Source organism: Flammeovirga sp. EKP202, from assembly GCF_014534745.1.
Taxonomy (GTDB): Bacteria; Bacteroidota; Bacteroidia; order Cytophagales; family Flammeovirgaceae; genus Flammeovirga.
In genome coordinates this window covers 132,147-147,434 of sequence record NZ_JACVVP010000007.1, presented here as the reverse complement: position 1 = coordinate 147,434, position 15,288 = coordinate 132,147, and the positions used below count along the sequence as shown (strand labels likewise).

12 protein-coding genes are annotated in these 15,288 nt (G+C 33.4%); 1 reads left to right on the top strand and 11 read right to left on the bottom strand.

The window, feature by feature from the left end; genetic code table 11:
• Nucleotides 1-33 precede the first annotated feature (33 nt).
• From IC221_RS06165 to IC221_RS06150, 4 genes are all read right to left on the bottom strand, one after another.
• Nucleotides 34-1,380, bottom strand: a complete 1,347-nt coding sequence (locus IC221_RS06165) for a leucine-rich repeat domain-containing protein (RefSeq protein ID WP_188168123.1) — start codon at nucleotides 1,378-1,380, stop codon at nucleotides 34-36.
• A gap of 118 nt (nucleotides 1,381-1,498) precedes the next feature.
• Nucleotides 1,499-3,013 (bottom strand): M56 family metallopeptidase, encoded by a 1,515-nt coding sequence (locus IC221_RS06160; RefSeq protein ID WP_188168122.1) that lies wholly within the window; start codon nucleotides 3,011-3,013, stop codon nucleotides 1,499-1,501.
• 99 nt (nucleotides 3,014-3,112) lie between these two features.
• Entirely contained in the window at nucleotides 3,113-4,660 is a 1,548-nt protein-coding gene (locus IC221_RS06155; RefSeq protein WP_188168121.1) for a M56 family metallopeptidase, read from the bottom strand.
• The gene (locus IC221_RS06150; RefSeq protein ID WP_188168120.1) at nucleotides 4,653-5,030 is read right to left on the bottom strand and encodes a BlaI/MecI/CopY family transcriptional regulator; all 378 of its coding nucleotides are present in this window, start codon (nucleotides 5,028-5,030) and stop codon (nucleotides 4,653-4,655) included. The genes IC221_RS06155 and IC221_RS06150 overlap by 8 nt, the downstream gene beginning before the upstream one ends.
• Nucleotides 5,031-5,413: 383 nt before the next feature.
• Between IC221_RS06150 and IC221_RS06145 the strand changes: the two genes are divergently transcribed.
• Complete coding sequence (locus IC221_RS06145) at nucleotides 5,414-5,809, top strand: energy transducer TonB (RefSeq protein ID WP_044201778.1); 396 nt, start codon at nucleotides 5,414-5,416, stop codon at nucleotides 5,807-5,809.
• Between the two features lie 143 nt (nucleotides 5,810-5,952).
• On the opposite strand, the gene IC221_RS06140 is transcribed toward IC221_RS06145, so the two are convergent.
• The 7 genes from IC221_RS06140 to IC221_RS06110 all read right to left on the bottom strand — a co-directional run bounded on the left by IC221_RS06140 (nucleotide 5,953) and on the right by IC221_RS06110 (nucleotide 15,197).
• Nucleotides 5,953-7,941 (bottom strand): YgiQ family radical SAM protein, encoded by a 1,989-nt coding sequence (locus IC221_RS06140; protein WP_188168119.1) that lies wholly within the window; start codon nucleotides 7,939-7,941, stop codon nucleotides 5,953-5,955.
• Nucleotides 7,942-8,279: 338 nt separating this feature from the next.
• Entirely contained in the window at nucleotides 8,280-9,356 is a 1,077-nt protein-coding gene (locus tag IC221_RS06135) for a lysylphosphatidylglycerol synthase transmembrane domain-containing protein (RefSeq protein WP_188168118.1), read from the bottom strand.
• Between the two features lie 139 nt (nucleotides 9,357-9,495).
• Complete coding sequence (locus IC221_RS06130) at nucleotides 9,496-11,445, bottom strand: ATP-binding protein (protein ID WP_188168117.1); 1,950 nt, start codon at nucleotides 11,443-11,445, stop codon at nucleotides 9,496-9,498.
• 45 nt (nucleotides 11,446-11,490) lie between these two features.
• Entirely contained in the window at nucleotides 11,491-13,149 is a 1,659-nt protein-coding gene (locus IC221_RS06125; RefSeq protein ID WP_188168116.1) for a S41 family peptidase, read from the bottom strand.
• A gap of 26 nt (nucleotides 13,150-13,175) precedes the next feature.
• Nucleotides 13,176-13,484, bottom strand: a complete 309-nt coding sequence (locus tag IC221_RS06120; RefSeq protein WP_169655798.1) for an iron-sulfur cluster assembly accessory protein — start codon at nucleotides 13,482-13,484, stop codon at nucleotides 13,176-13,178.
• Nucleotides 13,485-13,705: 221 nt separating this feature from the next.
• Nucleotides 13,706-14,191, bottom strand: coding sequence for a D-glycero-beta-D-manno-heptose 1-phosphate adenylyltransferase (gene rfaE2 / locus IC221_RS06115; protein ID WP_188168115.1), 486 nt, complete (start codon nucleotides 14,189-14,191; stop codon nucleotides 13,706-13,708).
• Complete coding sequence (locus IC221_RS06110) at nucleotides 14,175-15,197, bottom strand: lysylphosphatidylglycerol synthase transmembrane domain-containing protein (RefSeq protein WP_188168114.1); 1,023 nt, start codon at nucleotides 15,195-15,197, stop codon at nucleotides 14,175-14,177. The genes rfaE2 and IC221_RS06110 overlap by 17 nt, the downstream gene beginning before the upstream one ends.
• Nucleotides 15,198-15,288 lie beyond the last annotated feature (91 nt).

Sequence of the window (15,288 nt, the reverse complement as noted above, 5' to 3'; positions counted from 1 at the left end):
GGGTACCCATTTGAGAATGAGTACCCTTTTTTCTTATAAATTGACGTTTACACCCTGCTGTTTTAATGACTTGAACTTTTCTCTATAATCTTCTTCAAACTCCACCATATTCTCAGACAAATTGACCATTTCAAGATTGGATAAATCATTTAATTTTTCCGGGAAAAAAGTAATCTTATTATTTGATAAATCTAAATCTACAAGTTGCTCTAATTTTAATATTGAATTAGGAAAAGTGTCTAATTGATTATTTTGGAGATGCAATACTTTTAGATTTTCCAGTGAGCTTAAGTCAAAAATGAATTCTATTTGATTATGGTGAAGATAGAGTTTTTCCAATTCCGTAAGCTGCTGTAGTTCTATGGGCAAGTCTTTTATCTTATTAAAAGAGAGATAAAGTGTATGCAGGTTATGCAACTGTCCTATTTTATTTGATATAGTTTGAATGTTATTATGATAAATATCAAACTCTTTAAGTTGGGTCAATTGATAAAATGAATCAGGAATTTGCTCAATCTCATTTTGATATAATATGATGTGGTTAATCCTTTTTAAACTCCCTAATTCATCAGGAATACTACTTATTCTATTCTTCGCTAACACGAGGCTTTCTATATTTTTTAATGACTCTATCTTTGTAGGGATCTCTAGCAACTCGCATTCGTTCATATTTAATTTTTTCAGATTCTTCAGTTTACATATACTGTAAGGATCAAGAGGTAACACAGTTTTATTGAGGTTTAAAGATTCTAGTTTTTTCAACTTTTGAATCCCCTTAGTGCTTTGTAGTGGATTATTGGATAAAATGAGGGTTTTTAGATTTTTTAGTCGCCTAAGATTTTTAGGAAGTCTTTCCAAATTACAATCACTTAGGTCAAGGTATTCTAAGTGTTTCAGTTTATAAAGCTTCAGACGTTTACCAGAGAAATTGTTTTTTGAAAGGTCTAAATATTTTAGATTCTTTAAGCCTTTTAATACTTTGTTGCTGGAGTTAAGTTGATGATCTGTAAAAACTAGAGTATCTAAATTTTCGAAATAAGTCAACGATTCAGGCAACTCTGAACAACTTGAATAATCTAAACGGATTTTTGAAGTATTCCGATCAAGAGTATCAAGAAGCTGTGTGTAAAGCAGTTCTTTTTCTTTTCTATTTTTGATATCCGCTAATGAATCAGCCTTAGCCTCCTCTATGATTCGATGATAATTCTCAGGATTTTTTTCTTTTAAAAAGTTATGGAATCTTGTTATACTATTGTTATATCGGGCATCTTTTTCAGCTTGAAAGTCCAATTGTTTTTGATGGATTAACTTAACTTCTTTTCTACTTTGAGCATTTGTAAATAAAGGAAGGAATAGAATGAAAAAAAATAGTTTATTCATAATGGCTTAGTTATTTAAAAAAGCAGAATACTTTGGGTAAGTGTTCTGCTTTATGTTTATAAATCACATAAACTAATTGTACTGTTAGTTTATGAGTTATTGAATTTGTACTTAGTACTTATAATTTGAATGTAATAGGTAAAACAAGTCTTTGCTTAACAATTTTTCCTTCGTGATTTGCAGGTACCCAACCTTTCATCACTATATCAGCAACCCTTAGTACTTCTTGGTCTAGAAGAGGATCAATACCTCTTACAATTTTAAAGCTTTCTCCATTGCCTTCTTCATTAATTACAAATTGAAGATAAACTTTACCCTCAATACCTTTTTCTTGAGCTTCTTCAGGATATTTCATTGTTTGCCCTATTTCTTCATATAAGACATTCATACCGCCTGGATAGTTGGCAGGGTTTTGAACTTCGTCAAAAATTTCCTCTGATTTCAATTTTTGTTGTTGCCATTTGGCGTTTTCAGTTACATCAAAAACTAAACTAGATGAGGGAAGTACCTTAAGATTACTAATCAATTGGCTGTTTAAATCATTTTTGAAAGATATAATGATTGTTCCCTTAACATGTTCGTTAAAAAAAGAAGGTATTTTGTCTCCTTTCATAACGTTGATGGCTTCTATTTCATCAGGGTTTAAAGTATTAACATAACTTTGTTTGACATCCCAATAAGTTCTACCATCAATTTGATACCCGTAAACTTGTTCGGTTGAAACCTCTGACAATAAGGAATCTGTATCGATAATTTCAAATTCGTCTTTGACGCAAGCTTGTAAGAAAACAATACTTGTAACTAAGATTGAAAAAGTAAAGAGACTAGAAACTCTTTTCCATTGATTTGTACGTTCTTTTTTTAGCATTTTAATTCTTGATTTTACAGTTGAAAATTGAAAACCATGTCCTACATTTAAAGAGATATCTTCAAAAAGAGACCGGATCATTAATTGACTGTATGATGCATCGTTAGTCATTTGATTTGCCTTTTTGTCGGCAAGGTATTCATGCTGCGTGCGCAGTGCAGCATCAATGAGGTATATAGCTGGATGGAACCAAAAGATGATCTTAAGGATTTCCATCAGAAAAATATCGAAAGAGTGAAATTCTTTAATATGTGTTCTTTCATGTTGAAAGATGAGTTCTTGTTCTTTTTGATTTAATTGTGTGGTATTATCCCAAAAAATATATCTCAGATAGGCAAAAGTGGGATATTTACCTTCAGTGTAAATAAGAGTACTGTCTTTGAAATTTACTTTTTTGTGACGTTTAATAAACCGGATCAGCTTATAATTAGAAAAAATGAAACGGGTAAAAAGAACAAATATGACAAGTAAATAGGTTAGAAGAATAGCACTTTCTAATGTCCATTCTGATAAAATACTTTCATTAACCTTTTGATTTCCAATTACCAATTCAGGGAGATTCAAAACAGGTAGAGCATCTGCCACAATCACTTGTTGTTGATTGGAAAGAATATTATCAAACAAAGGGAAAATCAAGCTAACAGCAATTCCTATTAATAATGTTATTCTATTTTGTTGAAAAAATGTTTCTCCTTTGTGAAATACAAAATAGAATAGTGCCAAAACGACAAGTCCTGTAGAAGACATTAATAAATAACTAATCATCGCTTTCTTCTTTTTTATTTAAATTAATACCCTTTAATAAACCTTCTAACTCATTTAGATACACATCTTCCTTTTTTGCAAAGAATGAAGACATTTATTTTATAATTTAAAGTTGATAGGTAGTACTAGACGTTGTTTTACTATTTCTCCTTTGTTATTAGCAGGGGTCCATTCTTTAGTTAGCAATTGTGCAACCCTCAAGGCTTCTTGATCTAAGAGTGGATCAACACCTCTAACAATTTTGAAATCTTCTCCATTTCCCTCCTTATTAATTACAAACTGTAAGAATACTTTTCCCTCAATGCGTTTTTCAATAGCTTCTTTTGGATATTTCATATTATTACCAACAACCTTATAAAACGCTTCCATTCCTCCAGGATATCCAGCCGGGTTTTGAACTACTTCATATATTTCATTATCATCACCAATTTTGACCCCTTTTAAGTCCATTTTTGTTTTGTCAGCGATGGTTTCTGCTTTTTGATCCATTTTGAATAATGAAGCAGAAGTGGAAGGCATATCATTGATATTAAATCTTTTACCTAAATCTACTTCATTTTTAACTTCAACAATGATCACCCCCGTTACGTTATCACTAAAGATTTGAGGAAGTTGGTTACCTGTAATTACTCTTACTTGAGAAATTTCATAAGGTAAAACGAGATCTTTTAAGGATGAGTTTGAGTTTGTATCCCAATAAATCTTGTCCTCTAACTCATACCCATAGAGTGTTTCAGAAGTAACTTCTGCTAATCTAGGATCTACTGCATTGATTTCATCCTTTACACAAGCTTGAAGAAATATGATACTCGAAACTAAGATTGAAAAGGTAAATAGACTAGAAACTCTTTTCCATTGATTGGTACGTTCTTTTTTTAGCATTTTAATTCTTGATTTTACAGTTGAAAATTGAAAACCATGCCCCATGTTTAAAGAGATATCTTCAAAAAGAGACTGGATCATTAATTGACTGTATGATGCATCGTTAGTCATTTGATTCGCCTTTTGATCGGCGAGGTATTCATGCTGCGTACGTAGGGCAGCATCAATAAGGTATATAGCTGGATGGAACCAAAAGGTGATTTTGAGGATTTCCATCAGAAATATATCGAGAGAGTGGAGCTCTTTGATGTGAGTTCGTTCATGTTGAAATATCATATCTTGTTCTTTGGTCGTCAACTTTGTGGTATTATCCCAAAAAATGTATTTCAAGTAGGCAAAAGTAGGGTATTTCCCATCAGTATAGATCAGTGTGCTTCCTTTGAAGTTTACTCTCTGATGGAACCTGATAAATTTCAATAGTTTGAAATTGGATATGATAAAACGAGTCAGTAAGATAAAAAAGACCAAAGAGTAGATCATTAATACAAGGTTGCTCGTACTTATTTCAGAAAAACTACGTTCTTCAATAGTTCCACCTCCAATCACTAACTCTGGTAGATATAATGTAGGTACTACCTCTGTAATTATAGTCTGTTGGTAGTTTGAAAGGATACTATCAAACATAGGGAAGGTGATACTAACCAAAATTCCTATCAGTAAAGTCAGTCTATTTTGTTGGAAGAAAGTTTCATTCTTATGAAATACAAAATAGAATAGTACCAAAACAACAAGTCCTATAGAAGATATTAATAAATAACTAATCATCGTTTTCTTCTTTTTTATCCGGATCAATATCTTTTAGAAGGTCTTCTAACTCATTTAAGTTCACATCTTCCTTTTTTGCAAAGAATGAAACCATGTTTTCAAAGGAGCCACTAAAGAAGCGTCCTACAAAACTTTTTAAGTATTGATGGGAGTATTGTTCTTTTGTGACTAAAGGAAAGTACTGATGGCTTTTCCCAAAAGTATTATGACCCACAAACTCTTTTTGCTGTAAGATTCTGATAATAGTAGAAACCGTATTGTAAGCAGGTTTTGGTTCAGGCAATTCAGTAATGATTTCTTTTACAAATGCCTTTTTTAGGTCCCATAATACCTGCATCACTTGTTCCTCGGCAGTAGTTAATTTTTTCATTGAATATATATTTAGTATTTGATTATGAATGCAATGTATGAACTAAAGATTTAGTTTACAACTTTTACAACTAAAAAATTAGTTTTAAAACTAAACATTTAGTTCAATTGATTCCTTAATTATTATTATATAGTATGTAACATTAAATTAATATTGGTGTATTTTTTAGTTATTGTTCTTTTTTGAGAAATATTTACTCTTTTTATTATTTAAGAGTGAAACTAAAGGGCTTAAAGGATCGTTATAATGCTAAAAATGATCATAATCATCAAAAAAACTTAAGTGTACTTAGTACAATATAGAATTTAAACAGCCATCTTTATGTTACGTTAATGTTAAGGATAAGTAACATTAATAATTTTCAAAACTAAAAAAGTAAAGTCATGAACATAAAAAATATATTATTATCAGTAGCATTTATTTTCGGATTAGTTATTAATGTAGCAGCAGACAACTTCGATGACGACAAACCATTATTTACATATCAACAAGCAAAAGTTGTAAATTATGAAGAGATAACTTCTCAAATTGATTACCCAAAAGTTGGTAAAGATTTAGGAATCGAAGGACAAGTGAAGATTAAAGCTTATGTTAATGCTGAAGGGGAGGTTACAAAATATACAGTAATTAAAGGTAGCGAAATGCTAGCATCTTCTGTAGAAGAGGCAATTATGAAATTAGAGTTTGAGCCTACTGTAGTTACTAATACAATTACAGGTGAAGTACAAGCAGTTCCATCTTGGGTAATTGTTCCTTTTAACTTCTCATTAAACTACTAATTGTAGAGATAAAATATAGCTTAAAATGACAAACACCTCATCAGGTTCAAATCTGATGAGGTGTTTTGTTTTATATGAATGGAGTTGTAGATAAAATGTTGTTATCCTTGTGGTTAAAAAACACTTTCAAGGAAAAGTTCAATTTATCTTCTCTTCTTTCTTCTGTTTGAGGCTTTTGACTGGCCCATTTTCATCTCTTTACCACGAGGCGGATGACTTTTTGTTCCACGCTTATTTTTTGAAGCAGATGAACTGTTCGCTTTAGCATCACGCTCATCTCTTTTCGCTTTGGCGTGATATTTTAATAAATCTTCCGCCATTTTAGAGTTGCCACTTTTGCGAAGTGTTTCTCTAATCCAAGCTTGATTTTCTTTTTTATACCAGAAGAAGAATTTGTTCTGATCTTTTTTCTTTCTAGGATCTTTTACCGTATCCACTGGCTTTAAAGTATAAGGGTGTACACCCGTATAATAAATTACAGTAGCAACAGTCATTGGAGTAGGGGTAAAATCTTGTACTTGCTCCAATTGGAAACCCATTTCCTTTGTTTCTAAAGCAAGGTTTGCCATATCCTTCATTTCACAACCAGGGTGACTTGAGATAAAATAAGGAATCAAAGGCTGTTTTAATCCATGCTTTTTATTGATTTGATCGAATTTTTTCTTGAATGTATGGAAGTGTTTGAAAGAAGGTTTTCTCATGATCCTTAAAACAGGATCTGAAGTATGTTCAGGAGCTACTTTCAATCGGCCAGGTATATGTCTTGTGACTACCTGTTCCATATATTCATGTAAACTTTTCGTTTCATCTGATTTGTTGTAATCGCTTACCAAAAGGTCATATCGAATACCACTACTCACAAAGGCTTTTTTGATTTCAGGATGCTTGTCAACTTTTCTGTAAAGTTGCGTCATTGCCTTATGCGATGAATCTAAGTTGTCACAAACCACTGGATGAATACAAGATGGACTTACACATTTATCACAAATGGATTGTATTTTACCTTTCATCTTGTACATGTTGGCACTAGGGCCACCAAGATCACTTAAGTATCCTTTGAAGTCAGGCATAGTCGTTACCTTATCAATTTCTTTTAAAATTGAAGATTCAGAACGACTCGCAATCATTTTTCCTTGGTGAGCTGAAATTGTACAGAAAGAACATCCTCCAAAACACCCTCTATGCATATTGATAGAGAATTTGATCATATCAAAAGCAGGGATTGCACCTTGGTTGTTGTACTTTGGATGTGGTAATCTTGTGTAAGGTAAATCAAAGGAAGCATCGATTTCTTTCTCCTTCATTGTTTTATATGGAGGATTAATGACTAATCTGTACTTACCTATTACCTGCGTTAAGCGATCAGCATACTGCTTGTTAGATTCTCTTTCTATATGCTTGAAATTGGAAGCGAACTTTATTTTGTCTTCCAAACATTCTTCATGGGAGTGAAGGTCAATTGTATTCCAATGCACCCCTTTAGGTAATTCTTCTTCCACAGGCTGCAAAATGGCAGTCTGTTGAATAGTTTTTAATGAACGCATTGGGACTCCTTTTTTGACAAGTTTGATAATTTGTCTTAAAGGTTGTTCTCCCATCCCGTAAACCAATATATCAGCCTCGGATTCTTCTAGAATAGAAGGTTTCAATTGGTCAGACCAATAGTCATAATGTGTTACCCTACGTAAAGAGGCCTCAATTCCACCAATTAGTACGGGAACGTCAGGATATAACTCTTTTAGGATTTTAGAATAAACTATGGTAGCATAATCAGGTCTTTGTCCTGACTCACCACCAGCCGTATATGCATCATTAGAGCGTCTTCTTTTGGCAGCAGTGTAATGATTGACCATTGAGTCCATACATCCACCAGTTACTCCAAAAAACAAATTAGGTTTACCTAACTGTTTGAAGTCGCTTAAGTCACCTTTCCAATTGGGTTGAGGGATAATTCCTACTTTTAATCCTTCAGACTCTACAAGTCTTGCAATTACAGCAGCACCAAATGAAGGATGATCCACATAGGCATCTCCTGATATGATAATGACATCTAGGCTATCCCAACCTCTTAATGCCATTTCTTTCTTAGTGATTGGTAACCAATCAGATAATTTATTCTCTCTTCTTATCATTCTATCTCAAGTTCGGGGTACAAATTTCGTAAGAATGTTACTAGAAAGTAAATTTTACGATAAAGTATTTCTGAAATGAAAGTGAATTTTTTGTTTATAAACTGATTTCTAATGGTTTTGTTCTTTTTTGATTCAAAAGTTACTTGAGTAGTATCCCCATAAAAGAGAGTTGTTCTTCTGTGATAAAAGAAATAATTTTGATAAACACTTAGCAGAGACTATTTCCCGTTAGACCTAATTTTTTTATCATTATCATTAATCAAAAAAAGTGGAACCGTTTTCAGTTCCACTTTTTCGTTCTCTAGAAGTCTATTTATATAGATAAGGTTAAATCAAATCTAAAACCTTTTAGTAATCCATCTTGGTAACACAATTGAACCAATGGCCAAATAAGCATAATAGGTGAATAATCTCCAAAAAAGAGCTACAATCAGTACGATTCCACCGTCTTTGAAAAATTCTTTAAAAAACTCCCCAAAGAAAAATTCTGCAGTTCCTGCACTACCAGGAGTAGGAGATATGAGCATTACAATCCACATGATCACCTGTCTGCCAAAAATGAGGCACTGATCTAAGAAGCTTTGATGTGTCATTCCCATTAAATCAACGTGCAGAAAGGCATTGATTAAACAGTTTAGCATTGCATATCTTGCAGACCAAATAAATATTGTTGAGGAGATAACTTTTACCCAATAGCTGAAAGGATGACCTCTTAGTTCTCTTGAAGCCACAATCATCTCGTTTCCACTTCTTACAGCATCACGTCTCCATCTTTTCGTGAATCTTGTAGAAGTTAATTTCCATAGAAACCTTTTAAAAGATTTAGGGCCAATAAAAAGGCCCCAAGCCATGAATATTGTGTATAAAGCAATCAGTGATACACTGACAACAAATATTTGTTTTAATCCTAATGTGAAACCTAAAATCTCAGTGGTATAATTATTTGTAGGGAATATACTTCCAGGAAATAATGCGATGACTAAAAGGGAGGCAAACACAAAAAATAAGTTATCTAATATCGCAGTAAGCATTACAAAACTTAAGGCTTTCCCAAATGGAATCCTCTCTTTGTTCATGATAAAAACTGCAACAGTAGTACCTCCAACTACTGAAGGGGTAACCGCAGAAGCAAACTCCCATAGCATAATGACAAAAAAGCTGGAATTCCAATTTAATTTATTATCTGTTAAAGCCCTGATTCTAGACATATAACCAAAGTCTCTAGCAAATAATACGACAAAGGAGGCAATGACCCACCAAAGGTCCATTTGTGATAGACTATTTTTGATGACTTCTCCGTTAATATTGTCATCCGTAAATATCATGTAAAATAAAACCCCTAGACCTACCAAAATAGGCAATACCATCCTAGTTGGACTAAGATTTTTAAGCATTTTTTGCTGCTGGGTATCCATAGTGTTTGTTCTCCTTTTATTTTAAAAAATCGAAGTTTTGATGACTTGAATCGAATACACACATAAATTTGACGAAGTCAACACACAAAAATACTTTTTAATCTGAGAATCACTTATGATGTAACCTTTTTTTAATCTTTTAATAAGATTTTTTTTCAATTAGGGAGAGCAATTTTGTTAGAAGTGTTTCAGGGTCGAAGGGCTTAGAAGCGAAACCGTTAAAGCCTTTTCTTTCAATTTCAGAAATATTTTCACTGGCAACATCAGCACTCAATGCAACGATAGGTAAGTTTTGGTAGTAATCATCTCGTTTTTCACGAATAATTTTTGTTGCTTCGTAACCGTTCATCACAGGCATTTGAAGGTCCATTAAAATGATATCAACAGTCTTATCTTCTTCGTATAATTTAATGATTGCATCCTCACCATTTTTTGCGGTAATGTACTCTGCTTCCCATCGGTTTAGAAATTCCGAAGCAATAAGAATGTTGAATTCATTATCATCAACAAGCAACACTTTCTTTCCTTTGAGATTACCTTCTATAATTTGGAAGTTATCCTTCTTCTTATCTTCCTTCTGGTTTTCAGCAATTGTAAAAGGAAGACTTACTTTAAACGTTGAGCCTTCGCCTTCTTTACTTTCTAGAATTAATTGTCCATCCAAAAGGTCTACTATTTTTTTAGTAATATTTAAACCAAGTCCAGTACCACCAAACTTTCGAGTTGTACTGGTATCCGCCTGAGTAAAAGCTTCAAATATGGAATCAATTCGATCTTGTGAAATACCTATACCCGAGTCTTTGATGATAAATTGGTACACAATCGACTTTTCGTCTTGATAAGTGCACTCAACATCAAAAGAAACAGCTCCTTCCTCAGTAAACTTAATGGCATTGGAAATTAAATTTAATAGGATTTGAGAAAGGCGAGTAGGATCACCCATTACAAAATTAACGGGAAGTGTAGCAGCTTTGAGCTGATAGCCAATATTTTTATTTTCTGCTTGAAGAGCATACATCATAAACAAATGCTCCATTGTATCAGGTATCGAAAAACGAATTTTTTCTAAACTTACCTTGTTCGCCTCCAATTTATTGAAGTCTAATATTTCATTGATTAAACGAAGTAAGTTATCAGCAGCAAATCGCATCATTTCCAGCTTCTTCGATTGATAAGGATTGAGTTGTGTATCAATCAATAAGTTGATAGAACCAATAATTGAATTCATTGGTGTTCTAATCTCATGGCTCATAGTGGATAAAAACTCCATTTTTTGCTGAGCTGATTTTTCTGCTTTTTCTTTCTCTTCCTTTAGTTTATTTTCAATATTTTTTCTGGTTGAAATGTCTATAGCATAAACATACACAACGTCCTGATCAGGTATTGGTTTAATCGTTATAGAATAAGGAGTTCCTAATATAATTTGTTCATATTCTTTGGTTTGATAAGCTGATAAACATTCTTTGAACATATCAGCATAGACCCATTTTAGCTCTTCAAAATGTGTTGTGATCTTTTTTGCAGAATGATTTAAAAATAGAATGTTTGCTTCTTTGTCAAACCTAAATGTAGGGTAGGGGCTTTGTGTATTGTGCTTTGATGTAGAAAAAGTTTTTAACCTCTCTAATTTCAAAGAATTGATAACGCATTTAGAAAGTAGATTGATAATCGTATTAAATCCATTGATGTTATCAAAACCAAAATTGGTCTTTTCAGACTGAATCACCAAAATACCTTGTTCCTCAAGTTTAGAGATGTAAAATGATTTATCCCCTTTTTCGAAAATATGATATACCTGATCTAGCTTCAAGAAATTTTCGATCAGGTAAACATGAGGAGGGTAGTAAGTGTGATTAGTATAGATATAAGCTAATCCAAGGTTTCTGATAAATGGAGGATTTAATTCAACATGATGTTCCTCTTTTTTAAAGAAAATAGAAACGTTAAAAGGGTTTAGAATTGTTGAATACGCATCAAAAAACAGATCAAGACTTTCCTTGAAGTTTTGCCCTTCTCCAATTTTAGAGGAGAGAAATACACTAGTTTGAGCGTCTTGATTGGAGAGTAATTTGATTTGTTTTAGCTTCATAAGTATAACTAGAGTAGTAAATTTGGGGTATTGAACTGATTACTTTCAGCCTTTGACTTTTGGGTCTTTGGCTTCCGTAGCCACTCCTTGCTGTATGATCTTTTTTGCCTCTTTTACCATAGGATCTTTCATATTAAGAACCTGATAGTATCCTTCATCCCCCCAGAGTGCTCTTGCTATTGTAACTTTGATTCTATGCACTAATTCCTCATCAATTTGATCTGAATTACGGTGCTCAAATTTCCTTAACACACCATTCATCTCTGAGAATTTTTCAAGTTGAGTGATGATTGATGTGTCACTTTCAAAATTATTGATGAAATGTGTTAAACCATGTTCTTGAAGATTGATATAATGATCATTGGCATAGTTCAACGCAAAATCTCTTAGCAAATCAGTATGCTCTAAGGTATAATAATAGATGCCTAAAGATGTCGTATCTAAAGGTACAAAGTTGTCGGGAATAATGCCACCACCACCATAAACAATTCTGTTATTATCGGTTTTGAATTGGGGCATTTCATCTAATTTTATGCTGTCTTTGAAGAAAAGTTCTCCACTTTCGTATCTTTCATTGATATCGTTATCATAAGAAATACCGTCGCCATAAGGTTTTTGAATACTTCTACCACTAGGCGTAAAATACCTTGAGATGGTAAGTCTAAGAAGTGAATTGTCTTTTAAACGAATCTGTCTTTGGACTAATCCCTTTCCATAAGTTCTTCTTCCAACCACAACTGCTCTATCATGATCTTGTAAAGCCCCAGTTACAATTTCTGAAGCTGAAGCACTTCTTTCATTGACCAAAACAACGATAGGCCCGGTAAAATCAGCAGGTCTAATACTGTATTCTTTTTCGCTGAATTCATTTCCTTTCCCTTCTGTATAAACGATCAAGTCATCTTTTGGAAGGAGGTCATCAGCAATTTTTACAGCCTGACCTAAAAATCCGCCACCATTATCTCTTAAATCAAGTACGAGGTTCTCCATACCATCTGATTTTAGATTTAATAATGCATTATGAAACTCATCATATGTTTTTGTGGCAAATCGAGAAATTTTGATGTATCCTGTTGCTTCATCAATCATATAGCTTGATTCAACAGAAGGTGTAGGAACTTTATCTCTTGTAATTGAAAAAGACAACAAACCAGGTTCTCTTCTTCTTTTAATATCTACTTTTACAGTGGTTCCTTTTTTACCTCTTAATTTTTTGACAATCTGAGAATTGGTCAGGTTAAGCCCTGCAATAGTATCACCATTTACCGTAATGATCTTATCGCCAGCACGGATGCCTGTTTTTATAGAAGGACCTCCGGGCATCAAAGATATTACCTTTAAAGTGTCATCAATCACTCTAAATTCAATACCTACACCATCAAATCCATCATCCAGTCGAGAAGCCATAATATCAGCTTCGGTTGGAGGTACATAAACTGTATGTGGATCGAGATCGTCTAATATATGGTCAATTGCTTTTTGTGTGAGCTGATCAACATCAACACTGTCAACGTAGTACTTGTCAACGTAATTAAGAAGACGTTCAAACTTGGAAGCATTAGAATCAACTGCCATACGTTGACTGTCTGGGCTGGGGGCCCTGAGATGTGTTCCTATAATCACACCAAGTCCAATGGATAATCCTACAATAAGAGGTATCCACGCTTTAACGCCGTATTCTTTTGTTGATTTTTCTTCTGTCATCCTGGTTTAAACATCTGTAAAAAAAGCTACTGAGCGTTTTTCTTATTGAAAACAAAACCTCTTTCGTCTCTACGGTCTTCAAAATCTACTTCCAGATCAATCAAAAACATCATCTGACGCTTTTCAATGACCACTGAAATTCCTTTTGTAGTGTAAGACATATCAGTTTCTTTTTCTTTGTCAAATCCTAAAGTAAAGGCAGCACCGCCGCATCCTCCTCCGCCTTTTACTCCAATTCTAAGAAAGTAGCCCTCAGGAACTTTTTTCTGGGTTAATATATTTTTTATCTCTTCTGCTGCACGATCGGTAATTGTGATCGGATTTTCAATAATCATACTTCTATTAATAATTTATGGACTTGTGAGATGAAATGCAAGGTAAAAGACATCAAATTCTATGGAATATTCTTGAAATCTCTTAAAATCTTGAATGCACACAACTATTCATTGTTGTATTGAAATAAATGAAGATTTTAAAGAAAATGTCTTTTCGTTAGGGGTGTTTGATTTACGGGGTATGCTAAATAATCCAATTTTTCATTGGTATTAATATAGCTTTATAATCCAACTTTTCTGATTTTATTGATAATGGATGTAGTAGAGAAACCTTCTACTAAAGTAATGGTCTTCACTTCACCACCATTGGCCATAACTTCTTTGGCTCCAACAATGTTTTCAACCGTATAATCGGCTCCTTTCACCAATACATCCGGCATTAATTCACTAATAAGGTTGATGGGAGTGTCGTCTCCAAATAGGATCACCATGTCGATAAATTCAAAAGCAGCTAATAGGCGTGCTCTTGCGTATTCGTTATTAATAGGTCTTTCTTCTCCTTTTAATTTTTTGACAGAACTATCCGTATTTAACCCTAAAATCATTTTCGATCCTTGAGCTCTAGCTTGTTCTAAATAATCAACATGGCCTAAATGAACTATATCAAAACAACCGTTTGTGAATACTACGGTTTCATTGTTTCTTTTCCATTCAGCTCTTATTTCAAGACCTTTATTAAGGTCAACAATTTTATGTTTTGATTCCATTTTTCTCAGTTTGTTCGATGTTCTCTGGTGTTTTCTTCAAGTTGGCTATTAATGTGCTTATTCCTCCTATGGTAAGTACTGAGACTGTTTGTGAAGTATGCATTAGTAACGCAAAAGCAATAGCGTTGGTTTCTGTTACGCCATATATTAAGAGCGTTTGAGTTGCAAAAAAGTGGTAAGAACCAGTGCCTCCAGGTGTAGGTAAAACCATTCCAAGCCCACCCATCATCATCATTACAAAACCTACCATGGTGGATAAATGAGATGTTCCTTCTATAGCAAAGAACAGAACATAACACATATAAAAATAAGTAATCCAAATGAGTACGGTATAGAGGAGGTAAGTTGCTAAGTCTTTGCTGCGAAGCTTGAAAACACCTGCCATTCCTTCCAAAATCCCATGAATGAAACTATAGAATTTTCTGAATAACGGGGTCTTGAAAAGTCTTTTTCGTATTTTGAATAAAACACCTAAAATAGCACTCCCAACTATACCAATAATAATAAGTATATAGATTTTATCTTTGAGCTCAGCTTCGTTTTGAGTAACATGAGGGAGTATCATGCTTTCTAATTTCTCAAACTGACTAAAAAAAGCGATTGAGAATAAAATAATAAAAATGACAAGATCGATTGCTCTTTCAGCTACTACAGCTCCAAAAGATGTTTTTGCTGGAATTTTTGTGAGCTTTTGAAGTATTCCGCATCTGAAAAATTCGCCAAACCTTGGGATGATCACATTGCCAGCATATCCAGTCATTGTGGCCATAAATAGGTTAGGCCCTGATGCTTTATAATTAAGTGGTTTTAGCATTAACCCCCAACGGAGACCTCTTATGTAGTGGCTAGTTAAAGAAATTAATATGGAAGAAAATACTATTCCCCAATTTAGGTCTTCGAATGAAGAGGCAACTTCTTGAATATTTTGCTCTTTTAATACGTACCAGAGTAATAGTCCTGCTAGTACAAATGAGAAAATATACTTAAGAATTTCTTGTAATTTCATATAATCCTCCGTTTACCGGGGTATCCAAAAAAAACGAGCCAACTCAAAAGGTTTTTATTCAATTGAGTTGGCATAGTTATTTAATATCTTA